This window comes from Amycolatopsis keratiniphila subsp. keratiniphila (assembly GCF_001620365.2).
Lineage (GTDB): Bacteria > Actinomycetota > Actinomycetes > Mycobacteriales > Pseudonocardiaceae > Amycolatopsis > Amycolatopsis keratiniphila.
The window spans coordinates 327021-352713 of record NZ_LQMT02000012.1 but is presented as its reverse complement, the minus strand read 5'-3'; the positions used below and the strand labels follow the sequence as shown (position 1 = coordinate 352713).

The 25693-nt window shown below is 70.0% G+C and carries 26 protein-coding genes; 7 read left to right on the top strand and 19 right to left on the bottom strand.

The annotated features are described in order from the left end of the window. Positions 1 to 18: 18 nt before the first annotated feature. From AVR91_RS13335 to AVR91_RS13300, 8 genes are all read right to left on the bottom strand, one after another. Positions 19 to 3045 (bottom strand): helix-turn-helix transcriptional regulator, encoded by a 3027-nt coding sequence (locus tag AVR91_RS13335; protein WP_063275092.1) that lies wholly within the window; start codon positions 3043 to 3045, stop codon positions 19 to 21. Between the two features lie 63 nt (positions 3046 to 3108). Further along, a complete protein-coding gene (locus AVR91_RS13330; protein WP_063275091.1) occupies positions 3109 to 3321 on the bottom strand; it encodes a hypothetical protein in 213 nt (70 codons plus the stop codon). Between the two features lie 161 nt (positions 3322 to 3482). After that, a complete protein-coding gene (locus AVR91_RS13325) occupies positions 3483 to 3692 on the bottom strand; it encodes a DUF397 domain-containing protein (RefSeq protein WP_016332808.1) in 210 nt (69 codons plus the stop codon). After that, a complete protein-coding gene (locus AVR91_RS13320) occupies positions 3689 to 4591 on the bottom strand; it encodes a helix-turn-helix domain-containing protein (RefSeq protein WP_063275090.1) in 903 nt (300 codons plus the stop codon). Before AVR91_RS13320 ends, AVR91_RS13325 begins: the two co-directional genes overlap by 4 nt. Before the next feature lie 445 nt (positions 4592 to 5036). Further along, positions 5037 to 5936 (bottom strand): acyl-CoA thioesterase, encoded by a 900-nt coding sequence (locus tag AVR91_RS13315; protein ID WP_043848003.1) that lies wholly within the window; start codon positions 5934 to 5936, stop codon positions 5037 to 5039. Between the two features lie 157 nt (positions 5937 to 6093). Next, the gene (gene pyk, locus AVR91_RS13310) at positions 6094 to 7518 is read right to left on the bottom strand and encodes a pyruvate kinase (RefSeq protein ID WP_063275089.1); all 1425 of its coding nucleotides are present in this window, start codon (positions 7516 to 7518) and stop codon (positions 6094 to 6096) included. Positions 7519 to 7629: 111 nt separating this feature from the next. Further along, entirely contained in the window at positions 7630 to 8295 is a 666-nt protein-coding gene (locus AVR91_RS13305; protein WP_038516139.1) for a DUF2461 domain-containing protein, read from the bottom strand. A gap of 288 nt (positions 8296 to 8583) precedes the next feature. Next, positions 8584 to 9804, bottom strand: a complete 1221-nt coding sequence (locus AVR91_RS13300) for a glycoside hydrolase family 18 protein (protein ID WP_063275088.1) — start codon at positions 9802 to 9804, stop codon at positions 8584 to 8586. A gap of 164 nt (positions 9805 to 9968) precedes the next feature. On the opposite strand from AVR91_RS13300, the gene AVR91_RS13295 reads away from it, so the two are divergent. Next, positions 9969 to 10277, top strand: coding sequence for an ArsR/SmtB family transcription factor (locus AVR91_RS13295; protein ID WP_016332802.1), 309 nt, complete (start codon positions 9969 to 9971; stop codon positions 10275 to 10277). Here AVR91_RS13295 and AVR91_RS13290 read toward each other — a convergent pair. Continuing rightward, entirely contained in the window at positions 10271 to 10612 is a 342-nt protein-coding gene (locus tag AVR91_RS13290; protein WP_063275087.1) for a winged helix-turn-helix transcriptional regulator, read from the bottom strand. The genes AVR91_RS13295 and AVR91_RS13290 overlap by 7 nt on opposite strands. Positions 10613 to 10718: 106 nt before the next feature. Here AVR91_RS13290 and AVR91_RS13285 point away from each other — a divergent pair, with 106 nt between their 5' ends. Both AVR91_RS13285 and AVR91_RS13280 read left to right on the top strand, forming a co-directional pair. Continuing rightward, positions 10719 to 11189: a group II truncated hemoglobin gene (locus tag AVR91_RS13285; RefSeq protein ID WP_063275086.1), complete on the top strand. Its 471-nt coding sequence runs from the start codon at positions 10719 to 10721 to the stop codon at positions 11187 to 11189. Positions 11190 to 11225: 36 nt separating this feature from the next. After that, entirely contained in the window at positions 11226 to 12668 is a 1443-nt protein-coding gene (locus AVR91_RS13280) for an aromatic amino acid ammonia-lyase (protein WP_016332799.1), read from the top strand. Here the strand turns inward: AVR91_RS13280 and AVR91_RS13275 are convergent. Continuing rightward, a complete protein-coding gene (locus AVR91_RS13275) occupies positions 12665 to 14164 on the bottom strand; it encodes an amidohydrolase family protein (protein WP_083737529.1) in 1500 nt (499 codons plus the stop codon). The genes AVR91_RS13280 and AVR91_RS13275 overlap by 4 nt on opposite strands. A gap of 134 nt (positions 14165 to 14298) precedes the next feature. Then, positions 14299 to 15324 carry a 6-phosphofructokinase gene (locus AVR91_RS13270; protein WP_063275084.1) on the bottom strand — a complete coding sequence of 342 codons (1026 nt, stop codon included), beginning with the start codon at positions 15322 to 15324 and terminating at the stop codon, positions 14299 to 14301. A 283-nt stretch (positions 15325 to 15607) separates the two neighbouring features. Here AVR91_RS13270 and AVR91_RS13265 point away from each other — a divergent pair, with 283 nt between their 5' ends. Beyond that, positions 15608 to 16684 (top strand): 3-deoxy-7-phosphoheptulonate synthase, encoded by a 1077-nt coding sequence (locus AVR91_RS13265; protein ID WP_063275083.1) that lies wholly within the window; start codon positions 15608 to 15610, stop codon positions 16682 to 16684. Between the two features lie 432 nt (positions 16685 to 17116). Here the strand turns inward: AVR91_RS13265 and AVR91_RS13260 are convergent, their stop codons facing one another. Beyond that, positions 17117 to 17602: a polyadenylate-specific 3'-exoribonuclease AS gene (locus AVR91_RS13260; RefSeq protein ID WP_016332795.1), complete on the bottom strand. Its 486-nt coding sequence runs from the start codon at positions 17600 to 17602 to the stop codon at positions 17117 to 17119. A gap of 20 nt (positions 17603 to 17622) precedes the next feature. Further along, entirely contained in the window at positions 17623 to 18384 is a 762-nt protein-coding gene (locus AVR91_RS13255; protein ID WP_063275082.1) for a lysophospholipid acyltransferase family protein, read from the bottom strand. A 216-nt stretch (positions 18385 to 18600) separates the two neighbouring features. Here AVR91_RS13255 and AVR91_RS13250 point away from each other — a divergent pair, with 216 nt between their 5' ends. From AVR91_RS13250 to AVR91_RS13240, 3 genes are read left to right on the top strand one after another with little or no spacing between them, the layout of a single operon-like run. Then, positions 18601 to 19371: an alpha/beta hydrolase gene (locus AVR91_RS13250; protein WP_063275081.1), complete on the top strand. Its 771-nt coding sequence runs from the start codon at positions 18601 to 18603 to the stop codon at positions 19369 to 19371. Beyond that, entirely contained in the window at positions 19368 to 19859 is a 492-nt protein-coding gene (locus tag AVR91_RS13245) for a hypothetical protein (protein ID WP_063275080.1), read from the top strand. Before AVR91_RS13250 ends, AVR91_RS13245 begins: the two co-directional genes overlap by 4 nt. 20 nt (positions 19860 to 19879) lie before the next feature. Then, entirely contained in the window at positions 19880 to 21022 is a 1143-nt protein-coding gene (locus AVR91_RS13240) for a glutamate--cysteine ligase (RefSeq protein WP_063275079.1), read from the top strand. Here the strand turns inward: AVR91_RS13240 and AVR91_RS13235 are convergent. Genes AVR91_RS13235 through AVR91_RS13210 form a run of 6 tightly spaced genes read right to left on the bottom strand, consistent with a single transcriptional unit; the run spans position 21019 to position 25691 of the window. After that, on the bottom strand, positions 21019 to 21882 hold the full coding sequence (locus AVR91_RS13235) for an NUDIX domain-containing protein (RefSeq protein ID WP_063275078.1): 864 nt from the start codon (positions 21880 to 21882) through the stop codon (positions 21019 to 21021). The genes AVR91_RS13240 and AVR91_RS13235 overlap by 4 nt on opposite strands. A gap of 4 nt (positions 21883 to 21886) precedes the next feature. After that, positions 21887 to 22846: an ROK family protein gene (locus tag AVR91_RS13230; protein WP_016332789.1), complete on the bottom strand. Its 960-nt coding sequence runs from the start codon at positions 22844 to 22846 to the stop codon at positions 21887 to 21889. A gap of 16 nt (positions 22847 to 22862) precedes the next feature. Then, complete coding sequence (locus AVR91_RS13225; RefSeq protein ID WP_063275077.1) at positions 22863 to 23282, bottom strand: hypothetical protein; 420 nt, start codon at positions 23280 to 23282, stop codon at positions 22863 to 22865. Then, the gene (locus AVR91_RS13220; RefSeq protein WP_063275076.1) at positions 23279 to 24421 is read right to left on the bottom strand and encodes an ArsA family ATPase; all 1143 of its coding nucleotides are present in this window, start codon (positions 24419 to 24421) and stop codon (positions 23279 to 23281) included. The genes AVR91_RS13225 and AVR91_RS13220 overlap by 4 nt, the downstream gene beginning before the upstream one ends. 14 nt (positions 24422 to 24435) lie before the next feature. Beyond that, positions 24436 to 24876, bottom strand: coding sequence for an SRPBCC family protein (locus AVR91_RS13215; protein WP_063275075.1), 441 nt, complete (start codon positions 24874 to 24876; stop codon positions 24436 to 24438). 26 nt (positions 24877 to 24902) lie between these two features. Beyond that, positions 24903 to 25691: a metallophosphoesterase family protein gene (locus AVR91_RS13210; protein ID WP_063275074.1), complete on the bottom strand. Its 789-nt coding sequence runs from the start codon at positions 25689 to 25691 to the stop codon at positions 24903 to 24905. Between the last annotated feature and the right edge of the window lie 2 nt (positions 25692 to 25693).

Sequence of the window (25693 nt, the reverse complement as noted above, 5' to 3'; positions counted from 1 at the left end):
GTAGAGGACGAAATGCGATCAGGAGGAAGAAGACGGAGCGGCTAGCAGGCCTCGGTCGTAGGCGATCGCGACGGCCTCGGCCCGGCGGCTCGCGCCGAGTTTCGCCATCACGCGCGAGAGGTGGACGCTCACCGTCTTCTCGCTGATGTACAGCTCTTCGCCGACCTGCCGGTTGGTCCGGCCGAGTGCGACGCGCTCCAGCACGTCCCGTTCCCGGTCGGTCAGCGGGTCGACGACGTCACGACGCGGCGCCACGGCCTCTCCTGGCAGCTCGACGCGCGCCCGGTGGCTGAGCTCCCGGACGGCTTCCCGCAGCGGGCAGGCGCCGAGCCGGTCGGCCACCGCGTGCGCGGCAAGCAGCTCCGACGCGGCGAGCGCGGTGTCGCCGTCCGAGGCCAGCAAGGACTTCGCGTGCTGCAGGCGGCACATGGCCTGCTCGTACACCGCGCCGTACCCGAACGCCTCGACCGCCTTCGCCCACAACTCGGGATCCCCCGCGCCGCGCAAGCAGGCGCCGAGCGCCTCCATCCGGGCGAGCCACGCCAGCGCCTCCGGGCCCAGCGACACCGAACGCGGGATGCCGTGTTCGGCGCAGTGGCGGCCGTGGGCGAGCAGCTTCTCGCCGGCTTCCACCGCGGCCTCGGCGGTCGCCAGGTCGCCGCGCACCCGGGCTTCGGCGGCCTGGGCGACGGCCGCGGTGAGACCGTGCACGCTGATCCGGATCCCGCCGAGCAGCGCGGGTTCGATCTCTTCGAGCCAGTCGATCAGTTCCCGCGCCTGCCGCACCGCGCCCGCGTGGTCGCCTCGCCACGAGGCGAGCTGGATCGCGGCGTCGGCCGACGCGAGCGCGATCGAGTAGTCCGCGGCCCAGTGCTGACGCAGGCTCGGCAGGATCCTGTCCGCGTCCGCGAACCGGCCCCGGCCGACGACGAACTGCGCCCAGATCCCCAGGAAGCGTCCGGCGACGACACTCGACACACCGCGGCCCGCGCGGCCCGCGTCGTCGTCCTCCGGCCAATCCCCGCTGACGTACCGCAGCGTGAGGTGCTTGGTCCGCAGCTCGATGCCGAACGAGCTCCAGGTCAGCCCGGTCTCCTTGGCCCGCTGGATGCCCTTGGCGTAGTACTTCAGCGCGGACCGGATCTCGGCGCGGTCGTCGTAGCTCAGCCCGAGGAAGTGCAGCGCCCGTAGTTCGCCGTTGAGCGCGCCGGAATCCCTGGCCTTCCGCTCGGCCTCGCGCAGCCGCTCCCGGGCCAGTTCGACGTCGCCCGCCGAATCGGCCAGCGTCCCCAGCGAGACCAGCGCCGCCGCCTCCGCCCCGCCCGCGCCGACGGCCCTGGCGTCGGCGACCGCGGCCAGCGCGCACTGCAGTGCCTCGTCGTGCCTGTCGATCAGCCGCAGGATCCCGGCGCGGGTGGCGAGCACCCAGGCCCGCGCGGCACTCGCCTCGGTGTGTTCGACCAGCTCCCAGGCCTTGTCGATCGCCTCGACGACCTCGTCGAGCGTGCCGTCGACCGAAAGCAGCGCCTCCGCGTGCCGTCGCCAGACCTTGGCGGCCCGTTCGTTCCCGGTGTCCGGGCCGAGGGCCTCGGTCGCGGACCGCGAATAGGCGACCGCGCGCTCCGGCTCCCCCGACGTGCTCGCGAAATACGACGCCTCGTGCAGGAGGCGGAGCTCGTCGACGTCCGACGGCCGGTCCGCCGCGGGCACGGCGTCCCAAATGGACAGTGCCTGCTCCACGTGCCGCAACGCGGAACCGGGCGCGCCCAGCTTCTCCGCCTCGTCCATCGCGCGCAGCAACGCGGCCAGCGCGGAGACGAAGTCCTTGCTCTCCAGGCTGTGGTGCGCGAGCCGCGCCTGCTGGCCGCGGCCCTGTGCCCGGTCACGGATCCGCGACGCGTACGCCGCGTGCATGCGCACCCGCTCCCCCGGCAGCAGGTCGCCGTACACCGCTTCCTGCAGCAACGCGTGGCGGAAGGTGTAGAAACCGTTCTCGATCACCAGGACGTGATGCTGCACGGCCTCGCGCAGTGCCTCGTCGAGTTCGAGCTCGTCCAGCCCGGAGATCTCGGCGAGCGCGGCGTGCGCCACCGAATCCTTGGCGACCGAGACCACGCGCAGCACCCGGCGCGTGATCTGGGAAAGCTGCTCCACCCGGGCGAGGAGCACTTCGGCCAGCCCGGCGGGGAGGTCCCGGCAGTCCTTCGCGGACGCGAGCAGCTCCTCGACGAAGAACGGATTGCCCTCGGAGCGGGAGACGATGTCGGCGATCATGTCCTGGCCGATCGGCTCGTCGGCCAGTGCCTCGACGAAGGCGCGCGCGTCCTCGGCGCTGAACGGCTTGACCTCGACGCGTTCGACCGCGCCCAGCCGGACCACCTCGGACAGCAGCGCGCGGAGCGGATGCCGCCGGTGGACGTCCTCCTCGCGATAGCTCGCCACCACCAGCAGCCGCTGGGTGCGCAGCCTCGTCAACAGGAAGGAGAGCAGGTTCCGGGTGGAACCGTCGGCCCAGTGCAGGTCCTCCAGGAGGATCACCACGGGCCGGCGCTGAGCGATGACGGTCAGCACCCCCAGTACCGCGTCGAACAGCTGGAGCTGGCCGAGGTCCTGCTCGGGCCCGACCCGTTGCGTCGACATCCGTTCGCTCGCGGTGAGCTGACCGTCTTCGATGGCGGGATAGTCCTCCGCCTGCTGCATCTGCGGGAGCAGCCTGCCCAGCGCCGGCCGGGCCCGGACCGCGGCGGTGACCGCGGGATCGGAAGTCGTCGCCAGCGGCGCCAGCGCCTCGGCGAACGGAAGATAAGGAAGACCGCCCTCATGGACGTCGATACAGCGCCCGGTGAGCACCAGGGCGCCCGCGCCCGCGGCGTACTCGCCGAGCGCGGTCAGCAGGCGGGTCTTGCCGACGCCGGCGTCACCGGAGAGCAGCACCGCGCCGGCCTCGGCCCGTTCTGCACGGGCGAAGGCGGCGCGGAGCTGCCGCATCTCCTGTGTGCGGGCGACGATCGGGATTCCGGAGCCAAGACGGGGCACGAGGTGCATTCTTGCCTACCGGACCGACAACTTCGCCTGTGTTTTCGCCGAGAGCTTCATCGCACTCGACCTCTACCGGGTGATGTCGCCGCTGCGGGCGGGCACCTGCCGGACCTCGCGGCGCTCCTGGGCGGGCACCTGGACCTCGGCGCGCTGCGCGCGGATCCGCTTGCCCGCCCGGCGGGCCCGGTCGACCCACATGCTGCGGCCCGCTCGCTGCAGCTCTTCCCTCCGGTATTCGACCTCGGCCAGTACACCGGTGAGGAGGGCGTCGTTCGTGTTCATCTTTTCCCCTTAGGAACTTCACTGCGTTGTTGGTAGTGAAGAGATTCGTCCTGAGGGGTGGCCTGAGGCATCGGGTGATCACCTACACCCGGACGTGATTCGACCCCTTACGCCGGCCCATCCCCTGCTCGGGGGGCGTAAGGGGTCGAGTTCGAGGGTGGCTAGCCGTGATCCGGGCCACTCGCGCGCACCGCGCCGAGCAGCCCGCGCCAAGCCTGCGGCGAGAGGCGGAAGGCACCTCCCTCGGGGTCCTTGGAGTCCCTCAGCGCGGCACCGTCACCGGTGAAGGCGACCTCGACACAGTCGTTGCCGCCACCGCTGTGGCTGCTCTTGAACCACCGGGCCTGGGAAAGGTCATCGTTGGGCGTCATGCTCCCCACTCCTTACTTGTTTCCAGGGACTTCTCCGGAAGGGCCGCCTGTTCGGCGAACCTCCCGGCGGCCTCGGCGATCACCTCGACCGAGTCGTCCGGCTTCAACGCGGCGGCACGGAGATGGTCGAACATCAACGCGTATCGCCGGACGTCCGGGGGTTCCTCCAGGTAGAGCCCGCTGGAGGTGCTGTCGACGTAGACCACGTCGGTGTCGGCCAGTTCGGGGAAGCCCATGATGAGGAACGGACCCTCCATCCCGGGATGGGCACCCGCGCCGAACGGCACGATCTGGACGGTGACGTTCGGCTGGGCCGCCATCGTGACCATCCGGTACAGCTGTTCCGCCATCACCTCGGGCCCGTCGACCACGCGGTGCAGGACCGCCTCGTCGATGACGGCCCAGTACTCCGGGGGCGAAGGATCGGTCAGCAGCTCCTGCCGCGCCATCCTCGCCGCCACCCGGCGCCTGATCTCGGCGTCCTCGGCGTCGGGCCGCATCGCCCTGATCACGGCCTTGGCGTAGCGCTCGGTCTGCAACAGGCCCGGCACCAGCAGCGCCTGGAACGCCCGCAGCGAACTGGCGTCCGCCTCCAAACCGACGAAGGTGCCGGTGAACACCTCGTTGTACGCATGCCACCAGCCGCGTTTGCGGGCTTCCCTGGCCAGCTGGACGAGCGCCTCCTGCTCGTCACCGGCGATGCCGTAGAGCTCCAGCATGTCGCGCGCGTCGCGCGGGGTGACGCCGACGTGCCCCGTCTCGATCCGGCTGACCTTCGACGCCGAGCATTCGAGCTTCTCGCTCACCTCGTCGATGGTGAGGTCGGCCGCCTCGCGCAACCGCCTCAGTTCGCTCGCCAGCCGCCGGCGGCGCACGGTGGGTCCTTGACCCCTCGTCATCACGGCACCTCCACAAGCTGTCCGAGCATCACCGATCGGGACACGGCGAGGAGAACAGTGTTCTCCCAACCCCGCACGAAGCACATCTAACCAGCCCGAGACACATTCGGTGAGATGGTCACACGACCATTTTCACCCATGCGTCGATTTTCATCCTGCAAATTGCAGATTGCCGTTGTAGGTTGAGCATTGTGCAACGCGGTACGCCCGCCCTCACCGGCGTCGGCGGATCCGCTCGCGGCACGGGCGCGGGGCCGCGAGCTGCACCGATGGGCTTTCCGAAGGATACCCGTCGAAGCCGGATTCACCCCCGGTGCAGGGCCGGAGCCGTCCCCCGATCGGTTCCGGCCCTCCCTTTTAATTCGTAATGCTCTGGCTCCAGATGTTAATGCGTTTCGCCATTCCCTCTAAAGGGTGGACAAGGCCGGATCCCGACTGCGGAACGTCACACGACTCGGAGAAGACCTTCCTGCACGACGGTGGCGATATGCGTTCCGTCCGCGGCGAAGAACCGGCCGGTCGCCAGCCCGCGGGCACCCGACGCCGTGGGCGACGCGCTGTCGTAGAGGAACCACTCGTCGGCCCGGAACGGGCGGTGGAACCAGAGCGCGTGGTCGAGACTCGCGCCGAGCACCTTGTCGAGATCCCAGTAGACGCCGTGGCGCGCGAGGACCGAGTCCAGGAGCGTCATGTCGGAGGCGTAGGTCAGGACGCAGACGTGCAGCAGCTGCTCGTCCGGGAGTTTGCCGTCGGCCCGCATCCAGACCTGGTTCCTGGCGGGCCGGTCGCCCGTCTTCCGGGTGACCCACGGCGGATCGTTGACGTACCGCAGGTCGATCGGACGCGGCCGGTCGAGATGGCCCATGAAGTAACCCTCGGCGCGTTCCTGCAGCGTGGGCAGCGAGTCGGGGGCCGGGACGTCCGGCATGGCCTCGGAATGCTCGATGCCGCCCTCGTCCTTCTGGAACGAGGCCGACAGGGAGAAGATCGCCTTGCCGTGCTGGATGCCCACGACGCGGCGGGTGGTGAACGAGCGGCCGTCGCGGATGCGGTCGACCTCGTAGACGATCGGGACACTCGGGTCGCCGCCGCGGATGAAGTACGCGTGCAGCGAGTGGACCTTCCGCTCCTCGGGGACCGTGCGGCCGGCGGCGACCAGCGCCTGCCCCGCGACCTGCCCGCCGAACACCCGCACCGGCGAGTGGGCGGGCGAGACGCCGCGGAAGATGTTCTCTTCGATCTTCTCCAAGTCCAGCAGCGCGACCAGCCGGTCGAGCACGGGCTGTCCGCCCACCCCGCCGGCGTTGTCGAAACCGGCCGCGGCTTCCCTGGCCATCTCAGTCATGTCCTGAACTTTAGGCCGTGCGGGTGCTCGGAGCCTCCGTGAGGCGGGACGTTTGTCGCGAAGGCCACCTTCGGGACACCTGGGACGCTAGGAACGGTCCTTTCCTTGCGAAATTTGCAAGGAAAGGACCGTTCATAGCGTCGGCAGGGCGGCGCGGTCAGGCGTGGTCGTCCTCGCCCAGGCGGTGCACCCGGATGAGGTTGGTCGACCCGACGGTCCCGGGCGGCGAACCGGCCACGATGACCACCAGGTCACCCTTGGCGTACTTGCCCATTTCGAGCATCGCGTGGTCGACCTGCTGGATCATCTGGTCGGTCGAGCCCACCTTCGGCACGATCCGCGTCGTGGTGCCCCACGTCATCGCGAGCTGGCTGCGGACGCTCTCCTCCGGCGTGAACGCCAGCAGCGGCAGCCGCGTGTGCAGCCGCGCGAGCCGCCGGACGGTGTCACCGGACTGGGTGAAGGCGACCAGGGCCTTGGCGTTCAGGCGCTCACCGATGTCACGGGCCGCGTAGGAGATGACGCCGCGTTTGGTGCGCGGGACGTGCGACAGCGGCGGCACGACCGGCGAGTCGGTCTCGACGGCTTCGATGATCCGGCCCATGGTCTTGACCACGTCGATGGCGTAGCGGCCGACGCTGGTCTCACCCGAGAGCATCAGTGCGTCCGCGCCGTCGAGCACCGCGTTGGCGACGTCCGAGGCCTCGGCGCGGGTCGGGCGGGAGCTGTTGATCATCGACTCGAGCATCTGCGTCGCGACGATGACGGGCTTCGCGTTCTCGCGGGCGATCTGGATGGTGCGCTTCTGCACCAGCGGGACCTGCTCCAGCGGGAGTTCGACGCCGAGGTCGCCGCGGGCGATCATCACCGCGTCGAAGGCGAGCACGATGGCTTCGAGGTTGTAGACCGCTTCGGGCTTCTCGATCTTCGCGACCACCGGGAGGCGTCCCTTGCCGACGCGGTCCATCACCTGGTGGACCAGGTCGATGTCGGCGGGCGAGCGGACGAACGACAGCGCGATGAAGTCCACGCCGAGTTCCAGCGCGAACTCGAGGTCTTCGACGTCCTTTTCGGACAGCGCCGGCACCGAGACGTCCATGCCCGGCAGGGAGACGCCCTTGTTGTTGCTGACGGGGCCGCCTTCGGTGACCTCGCAGACGACGTCCGGTCCGTCGACCTCCTTGACCACGAGGCCGACCTTGCCGTCGTCCACGAGGAGACGGTCGCCGGGCTTCGCGTCGTCGGCGAGTCCCTTGTAGGTGGTCGAGACGCGGTCGTGCGTACCGGCCACGTCTTCGACGGTGATGCGCACGATGTCGCCGTTGTGCCACTCGACCGGCCCGCCCGCGAAGGTGCCGAGACGGATCTTCGGCCCCTGGAGGTCGGCGAGGATGCCCACCGCGCGGCCCGATTCGGCGGCGGCGGTGCGGATGAGGTCGTAGACCTGCTTGTGGTCGCTGTGCGTCCCGTGGCTGAAGTTCATCCTCGCGACGTCCATCCCGGCGTCGACGAGTTGCCGCATCTTCTCCGGCGTAGCGGTCGCGGGGCCCAGGGTACAAACGATCTTCGCGCGTCGGCTCACGTTCGCACAGCGTAGTCCCTCATCGTGGCTACGTCTGTACCGATACCGAAAGTTCAAGAAAAGTGTCAGTTGACCTGGGCGACGAGGCAACCGCCGAACCCGGTTCGGTGGTTATCGGCGCGGCTTCTCGCTCGGCCCGACGCGATCCCGCGCCCATTCGTTGAACGCGCGGACCTGCCGCCACGCCTTGCGCACCCGGTCGAGGGCGCCGCGTTCATGGAGGACGTCGTCCGGCTCCCAGCCGCGGACCGCGTATACGGAGCGGTACTTCAGCAGTTCGATGCGGGGATGGTCCTCCGCGAAGCCGCGCGGCTTCGACTTGAGCCTGTCCCCCTTGACCTCCCAGCCCGCCTTCTCCAGCTTCGCGAGGATCTTGGCGAGCTCGGCGCCCCGCAGTTCCGTGTCGACGGCCTTGCGGAAACGGGCGAGCTGATCGGACTCGAAGTGGAAGCAGCCGCCGCCGACGCGCAGCCCGGCCGGGCCGACCTCGACGTAGTACGCGCCGCCGCCGCGGCCCTGCTCGATCACCGCGCCGCAGTGGGTCTTGTACGGCGTCTTGTCCTTGGCGAACCGGACGTCGCGGTACGGGCGGAAGACCTTGCCCTCGCCGAAGCCGTCGCCGAACTCCGGGACGAGTTCGGCGAGCAGCGCCTCCATCGGCGCGCGGACGTCGGCCTTGTAGGTGGCGAGGTTCGCGTCCCAGTAGGACTTGGAGTTGTCCGCCTCGAGACCGTCGTAGAAGTCGATGGCGTACTCGCCGAAACCCTCGAAACCCATGGGATGACCGTAATCCTCGCCACCGACAAGTCCCTGAAGGCCCCACGACCTCCGGCCGACGGCACCTGATTCGAGAGCTTTGCCTGGTTTGCGAGGGGTCGTGAGTGCTAATGAGGGTTCTAACCCTCATTAGCACTCACGACCCCCTCACCTCACGCGGGGGAAGGACGCTTTACCCGCGTCACATGCGGTGAAAGTCCCCTTCATCCACCCGAGTCCCAGAGAACGACACGAACTTCCGGCGCAGGACACCAGGCGTGAGAAAGGGGGCCTTCACGTACTTCGGCGCTACTTGGCCAGGGCGGTGATCAGTTCGCCGTCGGCCGTGTCACCGGACAGCTCCCAGAAGAAGGCGCCGCCGAGCCCCTGGTTCTTGGCGTAGGTGACCTTGCCGCCGATGGTCGCCGGGGTGTCGTAGCTCCACCAGTCGTTGCCGCATTTGGCGTACGCGGTGCCCGCCACGGTGCCAGTGGCCGGGCAGGTGGTCTTCAGGACCTTGTAGTCCTGGATGCCCGGCTCGGTGCCCGCCGCCGGACCGGTCGCGGTGCCGCCCGGGGCCTCCTGGGTGACGCCGGTCCAGCCGCGGCCGTAGAAGCCGATGCCCAGCAGCAGCTTGTTCGCCGGGACACCCTTGGCCTTGAGCTTCTGGATCGCGGCGTCGGAGTGGAAGCCGGCGGTCGGGATGCCCTCGTAGCCGGTCAGCGGCGAATGCGGGGCCGTCGGGCCCTGCGCGGCCCAGGCACCGAAGTAGTCGTAGGTCATGACGTTGTACCAGTCGAAGTACTGCGCCGCGCCGCCGTAGTCCGCGGCGTCGATCTTGCCGCCGTCGGTGCCGTCCGCCGTGATCGCGGCGGTGACCAGCTTCGAGCCGAACTTCTCCCGCAGGGCCTGCGCGAGGTTCTTGATCGCGGCCGGGCCACTGGTGTCACAGGAGAGACCGCAGGCGTTCGGGTACTCCCAGTCGATGTCGATACCGTCGAAGACACCGGCCCAGCGCGGGTCGTTGACGAGGTTGTAGCAGGACTCCGCGAACTTGGCGGGGTTCTTGGCGGCCTCGCCGAACCCGCCGGACCAGGTCCAGCCGCCGAACGACCACAACACCTTGAGGTTCGGGTACTTGGCCTTGAGCTTCTTCAGCTGGTTGAAGTTCCCGCGCAGCGCGCCGGTGTCCCAGCTGTCGGCGACGCCGTCCACACTGCCCGCGGCGTCGTAGAACTTGCTGGTCGCCGCCTCGGCGTCACCGATCGCGCAGCCACCGTTCGTCACGTTGCCGAACGAGTAGTTGATATGCGTCAGCTTGCTCGCCGAACCCGACGTGTCGATGTTCTTCACATGGTAGTTCCGCTGGTAGACGCCCCATTCGGCGAAGTACCCGAGTACCTTGCCGACCGAGGCGTCCGGCGTTTCCGGTGCGGCCGAGGCCTGCTGCGCCGGCGCGGCGACGGCCAGCGCGCCGAGCGCGACGGCCGCGGCACCCAGGATCGCGGTGAGCCTTTTCGAACGGGGCATGCGTTCTCCCTTCACGGTCACCAGGGGTGACGAGAGGACTGCGGCGGGACACGCACAAGCTAAGTGGACTAGACCACTCCGTCAATGGTTCAGACCAAGACTTTCGGATGGACATTTTCGAACATTCCTTGACGGAAATATGCCGCACGGGGCACATTTCCCGGATGATGCAGACCTTCGAGATCCTCGCCGAACCGCGGCGGAGGACCATCCTCGACCTCTTGCGCGGCGGCGAGAAATCGGTCAACGAGCTGGTCGAGGTGCTCGAATTGAGCCAACCGGCCGTATCGAAGCACCTGCGTGTCCTACGCGAGGCCGGTCTGGTCACCGTCCGCGTCGCAGCCCAGCGCCGCTGCTACCGGCTCCGCCCGGAACCGCTCGCGGAGGTCGACGCCTGGCTCGCGCCGTACCGCCGGTTCTGGGAAGGCCGGATCGACGCGCTCGAACGGCATCTCGACGACGACAGTCAGTGAATAGGTAACGGCTCGAACGCGATGCCGCGGTCGGCCGCCCGCCGTGTCCCCCAGTCGTAAAGCGCCTGGAGTGCGGGGCGTAACAGCTCACCCTCCTCGCTCAGCCGGTACTCGACGTGCGGCACCCGGCCCTCGCGGCGCTCCCGGAGCACAAGGCCGTCCGCCTCCAGCTCGCGCAGGTGCTGGGTCAGCATCTTCTCGCTGACGCCCGGCATCCGCCGCCGGAGTTCGCCATAGCGGTGCACGCCCTCCTTGAGATGCGCCAGGATCACCGGCTTCCATTTGCCGCCGATGACGTCGACGGCGAGCTCGACCGCACAGTGATACCGCTTCATCACCGCTCCCCCTTGGCACGAACCGGAAAGTAAGCGGTTGTCCCCGGCGATCCGGGGTGGTTGCCTTTGCCGGACCGGGAGATCGTCGCCGCTGGGAGAACCTTACGTGACCGGGACACCGACGTTGTACGAATGGGCCGGCGGGCTGGACGCCCTGCGCAGGCTGACCACCGTCTTCTACGGCCACGTGCTGAAGGACCCGTTGCTGGAGCCGGTCTTCCGCCACATGGACCCCGGCCATCCCGAGCACGTGGCGGTCTGGCTGGCCGAGGTGTTCGGCGGGCCGGAGACCTACAGCGGCGAACACGGCGGGCACCGGCACATGGTCGGACGGCATCTGGGCCGGGCCATCACCGAGGAGCAGCGCCGCCGCTGGGTGAACCTGCTCTTCGACGCCGCCGACGAGGCCGGGCTCCCGGCCGATCCCGAATTCCGCTCCGCGTTCGCCGCGTACGTCGAATGGGGCAGCAGGCTCGCGGTGATGTTCTCCCAGCCCGGCCGCGAGGTCACCGTTCCCGAGCCGATGCCGAAGTGGGGCTGGGGCAACCGCCCGCCGTGGCAGCCGCCGTCGGACTGAGGCGGCATAGTGGGGCGGTCGTGAAAGGAGGCCGCCGTGATCCGGGTGGACGGCCGGACCCTGCGCTGCGCGGACGTCGTGACCGCCGCGAGCACCGAGGGCCCACTGGGCATCGACGTTTCGATCGCCGCGCTGCGCGGCGCGGAAAGCGCGTGGAAGCTCGCCGAAGAACTGAGCACGCGCAGGATCGTCTACGGCCGCACCACCGGCGTCGGCGCCAACAAGGAGGACCCGGTCGGCGAAGGCGAGTCGCCGGATCACGGGCTGCGGCTGCTGCGCAGTCACGCGGGCGGCAGCGGCGACGTCATGTCCCCCGGCCAGACCCGGGCGATGATGCTCATCCGGCTCAACCAGCTGCTGGCCGGGCGCGCCGGGCTCAGTCCCGTGCTGATCGGGGCGCTCGCCGACGCGGTGCGGACGGGGGCGCTGCCGCTCGTGCACCGGCTCGGCGCGATCGGCACCGGCGACCTCGCGCCGCTCGCGGAGACCGCGCTCGCCCTCACCGGCGAACGGCCGTGGCTGACCGGCGGGGTGCCCCCGGTGCCGGTGCAGGCGGGTGACGCGCTCGCGTTCATGAGCAGCAACGCCGCGACGCTGGCCGAGGCGACCCTCGCGGCGATGCGGCTCGACACGCTGACGCGGGCGAGTCACGTCGTCGCGGCACTGACCTACATCGCGCTCGACGGGAATCCGGAGGCGTACGCGACCCCCGTGCACGAGGCGCGTCCGCACGCCGGGCAGGTCGCGTGCGCGGCGGAGATGCGACGGCTGCTCGGGATGGAGGGCACGCCCAAACCCGGCAGGCGGATCCAGGACCCGTTCGGGCTCCGCGCCTTCCCGCAGGTGCAGGGACCCGCGCTGGACGCGATCCACTACCTGCGCGACGTCCTCGCGGTGGAGATCAACGCCAGCACCGAGAACCCGATGATCTCGACGGTGCACCAGGACGCCTATCACCACGCGCATTTCCACACCGCGTACGTCTCGACCGCGCTCGACCAGGTGCGCGCCACCGTCCATCAGGTCGCCGAGCTGTCGGTGGCCCGGCTGGGTGATCTGGTGGAACCGGAGTTCACCGGGCTGCGGCCGTTCCTGGCGGCCGGGCCGTCGGGCAGCTCGGGCGTGATGATCCTGGAGTACGTCGCGCACGACGCGCTCACCGAACTGCGGCAGGCCGCGCTCCCGGCGACGCTGGGCACGGCCGTCGTCTCACGCGGGATCGAGGACCACGCGAGCTTCTCCACCCAGGCCGCGCGGGCGGCGACCGCGGCCGGGGCGGCGTACCAGCAGGTGCTGGCGTGCGAACTGGTCGCGGCCGTCCGGGCGCTGCGGATGCGCAAGGCCGAACTCGTCTCCCTGCCCGCGCGCGACGCCTACGAGACCGCCGCGGCCGTGCTCGACCCGAGCGTCGAAGACCGGCCGCTGACCGACGACATCGCCCGCGCCGTGTCCCTTTTGGACACCTTCGCCCGCGTCTAGCAGCAACCGCGGCGCGCGAGGGAGCGGAGCCGGGCGTTCGCCGTCACCGGCCGGTTCGCGGCGGCCTCGACGGCGTCGAGCATCCGCCGCCGCTCCGCCCTGTCGAGCACGCGGCCGCGGGTGATCACCGTGTCGATCTTCGCGACATTGCGGATGTCCGCGGCCGGGTCCGCGTCCAGCAGCACGAGGTCCGCCTCCTTCCCCACCGCGACCGTGCCCGACGTCCCTTCCCGGCCGAGGAACCTCGCCGCGTCGGCCGTGACGGTCTTCAGCGCCCGCACCGGCGAGAGCCCGGCCTCGACCAGGGACGCGAGCTCCTCGTGCAGCCCGCTGCCGGGGAAGGTGTACGGATTGAGGCAGTCGGTGCCGCCAATGAGCCCGACACCAGCCTCGTGCGCGACGCCGACCAGCCGCAGCGTCTCCCGGTAGTACCGCTCCTGGAGGGCGATGTCCGCCGGGGTCTTCGGCGCGAAGCGTTCGATGCCGACGGCCCAGCTCTCACGCACGTCCACGGGGACGTACTTCAGCCGCGGGTCCCGTTGGTGGGTCTCGGCGGGCTGCGTGACGACCCGGTTGATCGTCAGCGTCGGCGAGTGCCAGGTGCCGTTGCGCCGCAGCCGCTCGAAGTAGGCCCGCGCCGCTCCGCGGTCGTACGTGGTGACCGACTCGAACTCCAGCCGCCGGGCCAGGTTGAAGAAGTCCCGCGGCGCCGCGGGGTCGTAGGGCGTCGCCTTCAGCCTGGCGAGGATCTCGTCACGCCGGGACGAGCAGTGGATGGACACCCCGAAGAAATGCTCCAGGCTGTGCTGCCCGAGGTCGCTCGCCTCGAGGTGCGACAGCTTGTACGGCCAATGCCCGGAGAACCGCAGGCCCTGGGCGCGGACCTCGTCCGCGATCGCGCGCACGGCCTCGGGCGCGAGGTAGGAGTAGGTCTTGACAAGGTCCGCGCCCGCGGCCTTCTCGGCACGGACGGCTGCCCGCGCTTCGGCCTCCGTCGACACCTGGAGCACCGGCGGCCCCAGGAGCGTGACCGGCCCGTCGACGATCCCGCTCGCCAGCACGACACGCGGGCCGAGCAGCTCCCCGCGTTCGATCTTGGCCTTCGTGGCACGGTTTTCCGCGTACCCCCACATCTCGCGGACACCCGTGACGCCGTGCGCGAGATGCAGCGGCGGGACGATCTCCTCGAGATCCGCGCCGTGGGTGTGCATGTCCCACAGTCCCGGGATGAGGTACTTGCCGCGGCCGTCGATCACCCGCGCGCCGCCGGTCGCCGGGACCGGGCCGGAGCCGACCCAGGCGATCCGGTCGCCGACGAGCACGACCGAGACGTCACGCCGGGGCGCCGAACCCGTGCCGTCGATCAGCGTGACGTGGGTGATGACGACGATCGCGCCCGTTTCCGCGGCGGCCGTACCGGGCAGCAACCCGGCGAGCGCCACCCCGGTCCCGCCCGCGGCCAGCCACCTCAGGAACTCGCGCCTGCTGGACCCCATGCGCACCGCCGCCCTTCCACCCCTGATCCCCCAGGTGGACGATTCAACTCGCCGCGACGGCGGGACCGCAAGAAAAGCGAAGGCCCCTTACCCGAGGTCAGCACGATGTAAGGGGCCTTCTCCTGAAACGGGGCTCAGCCGAAGAAGACCTCGGCCTCTTCGTACCGTTCGACCGGGACGGTCTTCAGTTCGGCGGTCGCCTCGGCGAGCTTGACGCGGACGATGTCGGTGCCGCGCAACGCCACCATCACGCCGAAGTCGCCGTCGGCCACGGCGTCGACGGCGTTGAGGCCGAACCGGGTGGCGAGCACGCGGTCGTACGCCGTCGGGGTGCCGCCGCGCTGGACGTGCCCGAGCACGACGGCACGCGACTCCTTGCCGGTGCGGGCGGCGATCTCGTCGGCCAGCCAGGTGCCGATACCGCCGAGCCGGACGTGCCCGAAGGCGTCCTTCTCCCCGGTCAGCAGCTTCTCCTCGCCGCCCTCGGGCAGCGCGCCCTCGGCGACCACGATGATCGGCGCGTACTCCTTCTCGAAGCGGCGCTCGACCCACGAGACGACCTGGTCGACACTGAAGTGCCGCTCCGGCACCAGGATCACGCTCGCACCGCCGGCGAGGCCCGAGTGCAGCGCGATCCAGCCCGCGTGCCGCCCCATGACCTCGACGACCAGCGCGCGGTGGTGCGACTCGGCCGTGGTGTGCAACCGGTCGATGGCCTCGGTGGCGATCGAGACGGCCGTGTCGAAGCCGAACGTGTAGTCGGTGGCGCCGAGGTCGTTGTCGATCGTCTTGGGCACCCCGACGACGCCGACGCCGTCGTCCGTGAGCCGCTTCGCGACGCCGAGGGTGTCCTCGCCGCCGATCGCGATCAGCGCGTCGACCTGCTGCTCGGCGAGCACGGCCTTGATCTTGTCGACGCCGCCGTCGACCTTGTACGGGTTGGTCCGCGACGAGCGCAGGATCGTGCCGCCGCGGGTCAGGATGTCCTCGACGTCGTTCAGGCCGAGCGGGCGGCTGTCCCCGGTGAGGGGACCGTTCCAGCCGTTGCGGAACCCGACGATGTCCCAGCCGTGCACCTCGATGCCCTTGCGCACCACACCGCGGATCACCGCGTTGAGCCCCGGGCAGTCCCCACCGCCGGTCAGCACACCGACACGCATCAGAAGCCTCCGTCTTGTGTTCCGTAGAGATGACAGTCACATGTCCCGACGCCAGCGTAGCGGCAGTTCTCTGGATCGGTGCAGGGCGGACCACCTCGGGAATCGGTACGCGCGGCGGATGTGCTAGCTTGGCCCCGTGCAGCGCTATTTCTGGTTTACGAAGCCGGCCCCGGGTGGGCACGGCGGCGTGAACCTGCGCTGACCTCCACCCCGAGCCGGATTTCCCACCGGCTCGGCGAGTTCCCGCGGGTCGGTATCCCTTTCGAAAGGAACCAGACCCGCGATGTCTCCCTCCGCTGACACCCTGATCGCCCTCGACGGGCACCGCACGGCGGCCATCAGCCCGCTGCTGTCGCCCGCGATGCTGCGGCACGAACATCCGATGACGGCGGAAATCGCCGATACCGTCCTAGCCGGGCGGGCCTCGGCCGTCGACATCCTCGACGGCCGGGACGACCGGCTCCTCGTCGTCGTCGGGCCCTGCTCGGTGCACGACGCGGACGCCGCGCTCGACTACGCCCGCCGTCTCGCCGCGAAAGCCGAAGAACACCGCCGCGACCTGCACATCGTCATGCGCGTCTACTTCGAGAAGCCGCGGACCACGCTCGGCTGGAAGGGCCTCATCAACGACCCCGGTCTCGACGGCACCTACGAGGTCAACCAGGGCCTCCGGATGGCGCGCAAACTGCTGCTCGACATCTCCGCGCTCGGCCTGCCGGTGGGCTGCGAATTCCTCGACCCGATCACCCCGCAGTTCATCTCCGACACCGTGACCTGGGGTTCCATCGGCGCGCGGACCGCGGCGAGCCAGGTGCACCGGCAGCTGTGCAGCGCGCTGTCGATGCCGGTCGGGATCAAGAACTCGACCGAGGGCGACGTCCAGGTCGCCGTCGACGCCACCCGCGCGGCCGGCGCGAGCCACGTCTTCGCCGGGATCAACCCCGATGGCCTCGCCGCTTTGATCACCACGGCGGGCAACGAGGACTGCCACGTGATTCTCCGCGGCAGCTCCGCCGGGCCGAACTACGACCCCGCGACGGTGGCCGACACGCTGGCGCGGCTGGCGAAGTCAGGACTGCCGGAACGCGTGATCATCGACGCGAGCCACGGCAACAGCGCGAAGGACCACGTGCGGCAGGCTTCGGTCGTGCGCGAGCTCGCCGGGCGGATCGGGGCCGGTGAGCGGGGCATCGCGGGGCTGATGCTGGAAAGCTTCCTGGTGGAGGGGCGCCAGGACCTGACGCTGGGGTCTGCCGCTTCGCTGACGTACGGGCAGTCGATCACGGACGCCTGCCTCGGGTGGGAGACGACGGCGGAGCTGCTGGACACCCTCGCCGAGGCTGTCGACTCACGCCGCTGAGTGCCCCTCTCGAACGCTAGGAACGGTCCTTTCCTCGCAAATTTCGCAAGGAAAGGACCGTTATTGCACGGCACTCGGGGTGGAGGGGCTCGCGTCTCGTGTTGCGAAGGGAGCTTTCGCCGCGTGGCACGCGGGGATGGCGCCCTTCACCGCAGGATCGTCAGGCCGATGTCCTGGTGAAGGACTCATTCCTACCTTCCGCGGGACCAGTGTGGTCCGGCGCTCGGTCTGAACGCGCGAACCCGGCTTGACTGGCCCCTGAGCGCAGGGAAGCGGTGGTCGTGAAGGACTCCTTGAGGGACTCTGGCTCCCTCAAGGAGTCCTTCACGGCCGGGCCCGGCAACTCCTGCCCCACCAGCCACGACGGCCCCGCGTGAAGGCCCCCTTCCCTCGGCTCAGCCGAGGGAAGGGGGCCTTCACGCGCTCAAGCGCCTACCGGTGCCAGTAGGACTCGATGATCTGCCACCGCTGATAGTTGTGCCGCGCGTCCGCCAGCGCGTCGTGCTGGTCGTCCGGGGCCGACGGCAGCTTCGGCTTGCCCGCGTCCTCCCAGCGTTGCCGCAGGTCACGGGTGAAGCGCGGCAGCTGGCGCGGCAGCGCGGGCATCGGCCCCCACAGCTGTGCCAGCGCGACGTGGTCGTAGGCGGCGAACCAGGCCCACAGTTCGATCCCGCCGGGCGGTTTGCCGAAGAACTCGAGCAGGTCCGTGCGGATCTTCTCGCGGCTGCGCCACGCCGGGTCGGCGGGCGACGGGAGTTTCGGGAGCACGTTGTCGCGGACCCAGGGGCCGGCCTTGCCGGGATCGAAATCGGTCGAGACCGCGTAGAACTCGCGGCCTCTTTCGTCCACGACACCGATCGACACCAGATCGATGGTCACGCCGTCCTCAATGAATTCGGTGTCGTAGAAAAAGCGCACCGGAGAACCCTAGTGGGGCCTCAGCCGACCTTGGTGTCCGGGATACGGGCCACGTCCTGGGCGGAGGCCTGCGCGGGCACCTTGGGCCGGACTCCCGCCTCCTCGGCGGCGAGCAGTTCCTTCGCCTTGGCGGCGTAGATGTCCACGTACTCCTGGCCGGAGAGCTCCATGAGCGCGTACATGATCTCGTCGGTGATGGACCGCTCGATGAAGCGGTCGCCGGCGAGGCCCTCGTAGCGCGAGAAGTCGAGCGGCTTGCCGAAGCGGATCTCGAGGCGGCGCGGCCACCACATCTTCGAGCCGATCGGGTTGACCTTGTCGGTGCCGATCATGGCGACCGGGACCACGACGCCGCCGGATTCGAGCGCGATCCGCGCGACGCCGGTCTTGCCCTTGTACAGGCGGCCGTCCGGGGACCGGGTGCCTTCGGGGTAGATGCCGAGGAGGTGACCTTCGCGGACCAGCCGGGTCGCGGTGTCGAGCGCGGCCTGCGCGGCGTTCCCGCCGGAGCGGTCGATCGGGAACTGGCCGACGCCGGTGAAGAACCACTTCTTCAGCAGGCCCTTGAAGCCCTTTTCGGTGAAGTACTCCGATTTGGCCGGGAAGGTCACCTTGCGCTTGACGCGCAGCGGCATGAAGAAGGAGTCGGCCACCGCGAGGTGGTTGCCCGCGAGGATCGCGCCGCCGTCGTCGGGGATGTTCTCCGCGCCGACGACTTTGGTGGGCCACAGCGCCTTGAGCAGTGGCCCGATAAACACGTGTTTCATGAGCCAGTACAGCACTGCGAAAACTCCTCCTAGCAGCTCAACCCCTGCGCCCGATGGTCAAGACTACGAATCGCGCACCCCAGGCACAACGAAGTCCACCCGGTTACCCGCACCCAGCGACGGATCTCACACCCGATCCGGCCCGATTTTCGAAGTGAGAGCGGGGCCCCACAAGCCGCTCCGGTCGTGCGAACATAGTAGACCTACCCAGCTCTCACGGAAGGCGATCGCATGGCCGTCCTCGCCGGCGCGGAACCGTTCGCTCACACCGGTTCAACCGAAGCAGGGTTCCTGCTGTGCCACGGATTCACCGGCACTCCCGCGAGTATGCGGCCGTGGGGCGACCATCTGGCCGAAGCCGGTTACACGGTGCGCTGCCCGCTGCTCCCCGGGCACGGGACCCGGTGGCAGGACATGAACCGGACAGGCTGGGAGGACTGGTACGGCGCGGTCCGCGAAGAGCTGCTGGCACTCTTCGCGACCTGCGAGACGGTGTTCGTCGCCGGGATGTCGATGGGCGGGACGCTGACGCTGCGGCTGGCCGAGGAGTTCGGCGACCGGATCGCCGGCATCGTCCTGGTGAACCCGTCGGTCATGACACTGCGCTGGGACGCCAAGCTCCTGCCCGTCCTGTCGCGGATCCTGCCCTCGGTCCCGGGCGTGGCCAACGACATCGCGAAGCCCGGCGAGTCCGAGCTGGCCTACTCGCGGACGCCCGTGCGCGCCGCGGCGAGCCTGGCGAAGCTGTGGAAACTCACCCGCGCGGATCTGCGCAAGGTGACCCAGCCGGTGCTGCTGCTCCACTCGGCCGTCGACCACATCGTGGAGCCGGTCAACTCCCGGGTGATCCTGGACGGGATCGGCAGCGACGACGTGACCGAGGTGGTGCTGGAGAACAGCTTCCACGTCGCCACCCAGGACCACGACGCGGGCCTGATCTTCACGCGTACGGTGGACTTCGCCCGGTCCGTGCGCCGGGCGGGACAGGTGGACGCCGGATGAGCAGAGGCAAGGACGGGCCGGAGGACGTCGACGCGACGTTCGCCGAGATCGTGGCCGACCTCCGTGCGGAGGGTGTCGGCCTGTTCCCGGACGACGACCCGGGGAAACCGGCGGAGAAGCCCGCCGAGAAGACTCCCCGGCCCGAGCCGTCGGACGCCGAACCCGAACCGGGCTGGCGCGGCGGCGGCACCAGCTGGGACAAGACCCTCTTCGAGGACGACCCGGCCGGGCCGGGCGACGACGAGGGCCATTTCGTGCCGCCCGAGCCGCCGCCCCTGCCGCGTCCGCGCAAGGGTGCGTTCATCGTCCTGTTGTTCTTCCTGCTCGGCCTGCTGCTGCTGATCGCGCCCACCCTGATCGGCATGGGCACCCGGCTCGGCACGCCGCTCGGGATCCTCGCCCTCGCGACCGCGATCGCCCTGCTCCTGCTGCGGGTGCGCCAGGGGCCGCCGCCCGGCGCGGATCCGCACAACGGCGCCCAGGTCTGATCTGCCGGACAATTCGGAAGATGAAGATCGACTTCACTCCCTCGCGCCGGTCGACGGTCGGCGCGGAATGGGAACTCGCCCTCGTCGACCGGCGGACCGGCGAGCTCTCGTCGGTCGCGGAACAGGTGCTCGACGCCGTCCGGCCCGACGGCGAGGAGGAGCATCCGAAGATCAAACAGGAACTGCTGCTCAACACCATCGAGGTGATCAGCGGGATCTGCGACACGATCGCCGAGGTGAAGGCCGATCTGAACACCTCGCTGGACGTGGTGCATTCGGTGCTGGACCCGCTGGGCGTCGAGCTGTTCTCCGCCGGGTCGCATCCGTTCTCGACCTGGTACCAGCAGAAGGTCACGGACAAGGAGCGCTACGCCAAGCTCATCGACCGGACCCAGTGGTGGGGACGGCAGATGCTGATCTACGGCGTCCACGTGCACGTCGGCGTCGACCACCGCGACAAGGCCCTGCCCATCCTCGACGCCCTGCTCAAGTACGCGCCGCATCTGCAAGCGCTTTCGGCGTCTTCGCCGTACTGGGGCGCGGAGGACACCGGGTACGCGTCGAACCGCGCGCTGATGTTCCAGCAGCTGCCGACGGCCGGGCTGCCGTTCCAGTTCCGGAAGTGGACCGAGCTGGAGAGCTACGTCGACGACATGTTCACCACGGGCGTGATCGACCATTTCTCCGAGATCCGCTGGGACATCCGGCCCGCCCCGCATTTCGGGACGGTCGAGATGCGGGTGTGCGACGGGCTGCCGACGCTGGAGGAGGTCGGCGCGATCTCCGCGCTGACGCAATGCCTGGTCGACGACTTCAGCGCCCGCCTCGACGACGGCGAGATCCTGCCGACGCTGCCGCCGTGGCACGTCCAGGAGAACAAGTGGCGCGCGGCGCGGTACGGCGTCGACGCGATCGTCATCCTCGACGCGGCGGGCAACGAGCGGCTCGTCACCGACGACACCTACGACCTGCTGAACCGGCTGGAACCGGTGGCCCGGCGCCTGGACTGCGCCGACGAGCTGCGGTCGGTGGAGACCATCCTGGCCTACGGGCCCAGCTACCTGCGTCAGCGCGCGGTGGCGAAGCAGTACAACGGCAGCCTGCGCGCCGTCGTCGCTTCGCTCATCGCGGAGATGCGGGACGGGAAGATCGCGCGGCCTTAATCAAGGTGCCCCAGGAGAGTGCCGGGGCCGAAGGTCGAAGCACCAAGGGCCTCGACGCGGGACCGCAAGCCGCGATCGGCGGTCACCACGACGACGTGGTCGTCCGGACCGGCCTCCCTGGCCTCCCGTGCGACGGCGACGATCGTGTCGTCACCCTCGCCCTCCGCCTCGACGACCTCGACTTCGGGCACCGGCTCGACTCCCCGCGCCTTGCCCTCGACGACCAGGACGACCTTCGGCCACCACGACCATCCGCCGCCCCCGGGCAGGGCCGGATCGGCGAGCCCGGTCTCGGACAGGCCCACGAGCTTGTCCCGCAACCGTTCCGCGGCGCCGCGCCGGTCCCGCCACCAGCCGTCCGGCCGCGATCCGACGACGTTCGCGCCGTCGACCACCAGTACCAGCCCGCGATCCAAGTGTTCCCTCAATCCCGGCCACGCCGCCGCGAAGTCGCGATGCAACCGGAAGTCCGCGACCTCGCCCGCGCGTACCCATCGCAGTTCCGCGCTCTCCGCACTCTTCACCCTGGCCGAAAGCGGGCCGATCGGCGCGGCGAGGACCGTGGTGTAGCGCCAGTTCCCGTGGTCGACGTGCGAAGCGGCCAGCGGCCGGACCCGGGCGGGCGGGATGTCGGCCTCCTCGTGCGCCTCACGGGTGGCCGCCTCACGCGGGCTCTCCCCCGCCTCGACGGCGCCACCGGGCAGCGCCCAGGTGCGTCCATGGTGGACCCACCAGGCCCGCCGCTGCAGCAGGACCCCGCGTGCGGGATCGGACAGCAGCAACCCGGCCGCGCCGTTCAAACCCCAGTGAAGATGCCCGAAGTCGCACTTCACGAAGCCGTTGCCGTCCTGCCGGGTCACCGCTTCAGCGTGTCACACCGATCTCGGCACCGGGAGCCTTCGCCGCGTCGGCGGCGAGGGCGGCGGCGCCGACGATCGCCGAATCGTCGCCGTGGTGCGCGGCCCGGATGCGAGCCAGCGGACGGTGCCCGGCGCCGGTGATCTTGTCCGCGTAGTGCTCGCGGGCCTCGTCGAGGAACAGCGGAGCCGATTCGGACACGCCGCCGCCGATCACGATGAGCTCGGGATCGAAGACGTCGGCGACCAGCGCGAGCCCCTCGGCGAGCCACTTCGCCAGCTCGGTCATCGCGCGCTGGGCGATCGGGTCGCCGTCGCGGGCGGCCCCGGCGACGCGGCGGCCGGTGACCGAGCCCGGGTCTCCCCTGGTCTCGCGTGCCAGCACGGTCGAGCGGCCGGGATGCCGGGCGAGCAGTTCCACCGCCGTCGCCGCCAGCGCCGTCCCGCTGCAGTACCGCTCCCAGCAGCCGTACTTCCCGCACGGGCAGGGCCTGCCGCCGGGGACGACGGTCAGATGCCCGAGTTCCGGCGCGACACCGTACGCGCCCCGGTAGATCTTGCCGTCGAGCAGCAGTCCCGCGCCGATCCCGGTGCCGAGGGCGATCAGCGCGGCGACATGAGCGCCGCGGGCGGCCCCGAAGCGGTATTCGCCGACCGCGGCGGCGTTCACGTCGTGCTCCAGGGTCACCGGCAGGCCGACCCGCTTTTCGATGCGTTCGGCGACCGGCGCGGCACGCCAGGACAGATGCGGCGCGAACATCACCGTCCGCCGGTCCTTCGCGACGAACCCGGCGACCGCGAGCCCGACGCCGGACACGTCGTGCCGGTTGCGCAGGTCTTCGACGACGCCGGCGATGGCGTCTTCGAGCGCGTCCTCCCCGCTGGGCGTCCCGACCCTGGCGGTGTCCATCAGCGAGCCGTGCTCGTCCACCACGCCGGCGCGCACACTCGTGCCCCCGACGTCCACCCCTACCGTCAGCAACTCAGTTCTCCCGGTCCGGCTGCCAAGCGTCGCGCCTGGTCACCGTGATGTGCTGGACCCGCGAAGCTCCCATCGGCACATCTTCGGCCGCGGGCTCCTTCCGCGCAGGCTGGAACCCCGGCATGTGCACGCCCGCCTCGGGTTCCCACCGATCGGCGAGCACCGCCCGCAGCAACGCGACGAGCTGCGCGGCCTGCTCCATCAGGCGGGCCACGAACTCGGGCCGTTCCCCGCGGAAGATCCCGACGATCGCGCAGAGCGGGCACCACCCGTCGGCGTCGTGGTCGGTGCAGCCGTGCCCGGCGGAGATCAGGCCCTCCAGCCACGGCGCGGCGTGCTCGACGACCAATTCGACCAGGAGCCGGATCTCCTCGGCCAGTTCGAGCGGCTTCGATCCGGTGTACTCGTTGTTCTCGCTCACCCGGGTCCCCGGTTCCCGGCCAGGCTCACGACCAGGCCGTGCGCGTCGGATTCCGCACCGGTGATCCGGCACGGGCGCAACATCTCCGGCAGCGCGATCAGCCGCCGGAAACCGTCCACGGTGACGGCGAGATCATCGTCCACTCTGGCCAGGTCCACTTCGGAATCGAGGTGCAGAGGCACCGCGATACGCAGCTCGTAGCCGCCGTCCGATTCGGACACCTGCAGCAGTGGGGTCACACCTTTTTCGTTCCCGGCCAAGGGATCCAGCCCTTGATAGAGCTCGTACGCGATTTCCTGCAGTGCTTCGAGCCCCACCGGCTCGACGGCCCGATGCTCGACGGGTTTCACCTGCCCCGGCCCGAAACCCGCGTCGGCGAGATCGGCGAGGACGGCGTTCTGCTGGGTGCGCCGGGTCCGCATCCACGTGGCCGCGGCGCCGCGCCAGAACCCGGGCGCGGGCATGAGCCGGTTGACGATCAGGCCGTCGACCGAGATTCCGCGCAGGGCAAGGGAACTGAGCGTGCGTCGGGCCTCGGCGACGACGACGCGCTCCGGGGTCAGCACGAGCCGCACGGTGGTGGTGGCCGGGTCGGTCAGCAGCGTGCGCAGCGACTCCAGATGCGCGCCGAGCCGCCGCACCGCGGCCGCCGTCCGCCGCGCGCCCGGTTTGAACATCCTCGACAGGTAGCCGGAGACGGCTTCGGGCAAGGCCAGCAGCCGCAGCGTTTCCGCGGTCGGTCCACAGTCGACGACGACGGTCTCCCAGGGACCGTGCTCGGCGAGGCGCTGCACTTCGGTGAGGGCGAGGAGTTCGTCGACGCCGGGTACCACGGTGAGTTCCTCGGCGTCGAGCGAGTCGAGGCCCACTCCCGCGAGCGCGGTCTGGAGTTCCCGCCGGAGTTCGCGCCAGGTGCTGTCCACGAGGCCGCGGGTGTCGATCTGGGCGGCGTGCAGCAGCGTGTCCACTTCGGACGGTTCACCGCCGAGCGGGCGACCGAAGGCGTCACCGAGGGAATGCGCCGGGTCGGTCGAGACCACGAGCGTCTTCCTGCCCCGCCCGGCCAGTGCCGCCGCCGTCGCCGCGGCCAGCGTGGTCTTGCCGACACCCCCCTTGCCGGTGAACAGCAGGATCCGCATGCCTACCCTTCGACTCAGGATGCTTCAGCGCGCTTCTTGAGCTCCTTGAGCGCGGTGTCCATGACCATCTTCTCGGCCTTGCGGCGCAGCAGCCCGATCATCGGCAGCGCCAGCTCGACGGACAGCGTATACGTGACCTTGGTACGCCCGGCGCCCAGCGCTTCGAGGGCGTAACGGCCGTTCTGGGCCTTCTGCATCTGGCCCTTGACCAGGTGCCAGCTGACTCCGTGGCCGTCGGTGTCCCAGTCGTACTCGAGGGTGTAGACGTCCTTGATGGGTCCGGCGTCGAGGGTGAGTTTCACCTGCTTGGCGCGGCCGTCGGCGTCCTCGCCGAGCACCTCGGTCTCCCGGACGGCCTTGGCCCATTCCGGGTACGCGGGGAAGTCGGCGATGACGGCCATGACCCGCTCGGGCTCGGCGTCGACCTCGATGGATTGCGTGGACTGCTCGGCCATGAACGCAGCCTAGCCGGAGCCGAGGGTCACCAGCGCAGCACGTACGGCTGTCCGGTCTCTTTGAAGTGACCGACGTTACGGCATTCGGTCCTGCCGACCCTCGTCCTCGGGGTCAGCGGCTGGTGGACGTGCCCGAAGACCGACCAGCGCGGCCGCTGCTCGCGGATGAGGTCCACCAGTGCCGCCGAGCCGATCTCGGACCGCCGCGCGATCACGTCGTAGGTCAGTTCCGGGACGGCGGGCGGGATGTGGGTGCACAGGACGTCGACGTTCTCCAGCCCGGCGACCGCGGCGTCGTACTCCTCGCGGGTGCGCAGGTACGGCCGCCAGAAGCCGTTGCGGCGCGGGACCACGTTCGGCGGGAGCAGCGCGCCGCCGATGAACCCCAGCCGCAGGCCGCCGAACTCGGCGACCTCTCCGTCGAGGACGGTGATGCCGTCGCCGGCGAACTCCGGCCACAGCGAGGGGTCGTCGACGTTGCCGGGGGTCGCGAACGTCGGCGCGGTCAACGCGCCGAACAGGACGCCGTACTGGTCGTGGATCGCCTCGCCGACGGCGGCGGCCGGATCGGCCAAAGTGGCCCACAACGATCGCGAGAAGGCAACGGTCTCATCACGAGTGCCCTCACGCCGCAGGCGCGCGAACTCGCCGACCTTCTCGGCGCCGAACAGCGCGCCCATGATGCCCTTGTCGTGCTCGCGGTAGTCGACGAAGTCCAGCAGGTCGCCGAGGACGATCACCGCGTCGGCGCCGTCACCCGCGCGTTTGAGCGCGTCGGCGTTGCCGTGCACGTCCGACACCACGTGAACCCGCATGC

Coding starts and splice junctions, on each gene's coding strand:
- AVR91_RS13335 (WP_063275092.1), bottom strand. CDS start 3,045: ATGCACCTCGTGCCCCGTCTTGGCTCCGGAATCCCGATCGTCGCCCGC.
- AVR91_RS13330 (WP_063275091.1), bottom strand. CDS start 3,321: ATGAACACGAACGACGCCCTCCTCACCGGTGTACTGGCCGAGGTCGAA.
- AVR91_RS13325 (WP_016332808.1), bottom strand. CDS start 3,692: ATGACGCCCAACGATGACCTTTCCCAGGCCCGGTGGTTCAAGAGCAGC.
- AVR91_RS13320 (WP_063275090.1), bottom strand. CDS start 4,591: ATGACGAGGGGTCAAGGACCCACCGTGCGCCGCCGGCGGCTGGCGAGC.
- AVR91_RS13315 (WP_043848003.1), bottom strand. CDS start 5,936: ATGACTGAGATGGCCAGGGAAGCCGCGGCCGGTTTCGACAACGCCGGC.
- AVR91_RS13305 (WP_038516139.1), bottom strand. CDS start 8,295: ATGGGTTTCGAGGGTTTCGGCGAGTACGCCATCGACTTCTACGACGGT.
- AVR91_RS13300 (WP_063275088.1), bottom strand. CDS start 9,804: ATGCCCCGTTCGAAAAGGCTCACCGCGATCCTGGGTGCCGCGGCCGTC.
- AVR91_RS13295 (WP_016332802.1), top strand. CDS start 9,969: ATGATGCAGACCTTCGAGATCCTCGCCGAACCGCGGCGGAGGACCATC.
- AVR91_RS13290 (WP_063275087.1), bottom strand. CDS start 10,612: ATGAAGCGGTATCACTGTGCGGTCGAGCTCGCCGTCGACGTCATCGGC.
- AVR91_RS13275 (WP_083737529.1), bottom strand. CDS start 14,164: ATGGGGTCCAGCAGGCGCGAGTTCCTGAGGTGGCTGGCCGCGGGCGGG.
- AVR91_RS13270 (WP_063275084.1), bottom strand. CDS start 15,324: ATGCGTGTCGGTGTGCTGACCGGCGGTGGGGACTGCCCGGGGCTCAAC.
- AVR91_RS13265 (WP_063275083.1), top strand. CDS start 15,608: ATGTCTCCCTCCGCTGACACCCTGATCGCCCTCGACGGGCACCGCACG.
- AVR91_RS13250 (WP_063275081.1), top strand. CDS start 18,601: ATGGCCGTCCTCGCCGGCGCGGAACCGTTCGCTCACACCGGTTCAACC.
- AVR91_RS13245 (WP_063275080.1), top strand. CDS start 19,368: ATGAGCAGAGGCAAGGACGGGCCGGAGGACGTCGACGCGACGTTCGCC.
- AVR91_RS13240 (WP_063275079.1), top strand. CDS start 19,880: ATGAAGATCGACTTCACTCCCTCGCGCCGGTCGACGGTCGGCGCGGAA.
- AVR91_RS13220 (WP_063275076.1), bottom strand. CDS start 24,421: ATGCGGATCCTGCTGTTCACCGGCAAGGGGGGTGTCGGCAAGACCACG.
- AVR91_RS13215 (WP_063275075.1), bottom strand. CDS start 24,876: ATGGCCGAGCAGTCCACGCAATCCATCGAGGTCGACGCCGAGCCCGAG.
- AVR91_RS13210 (WP_063275074.1), bottom strand. CDS start 25,691: ATGCGGGTTCACGTGGTGTCGGACGTGCACGGCAACGCCGACGCGCTC.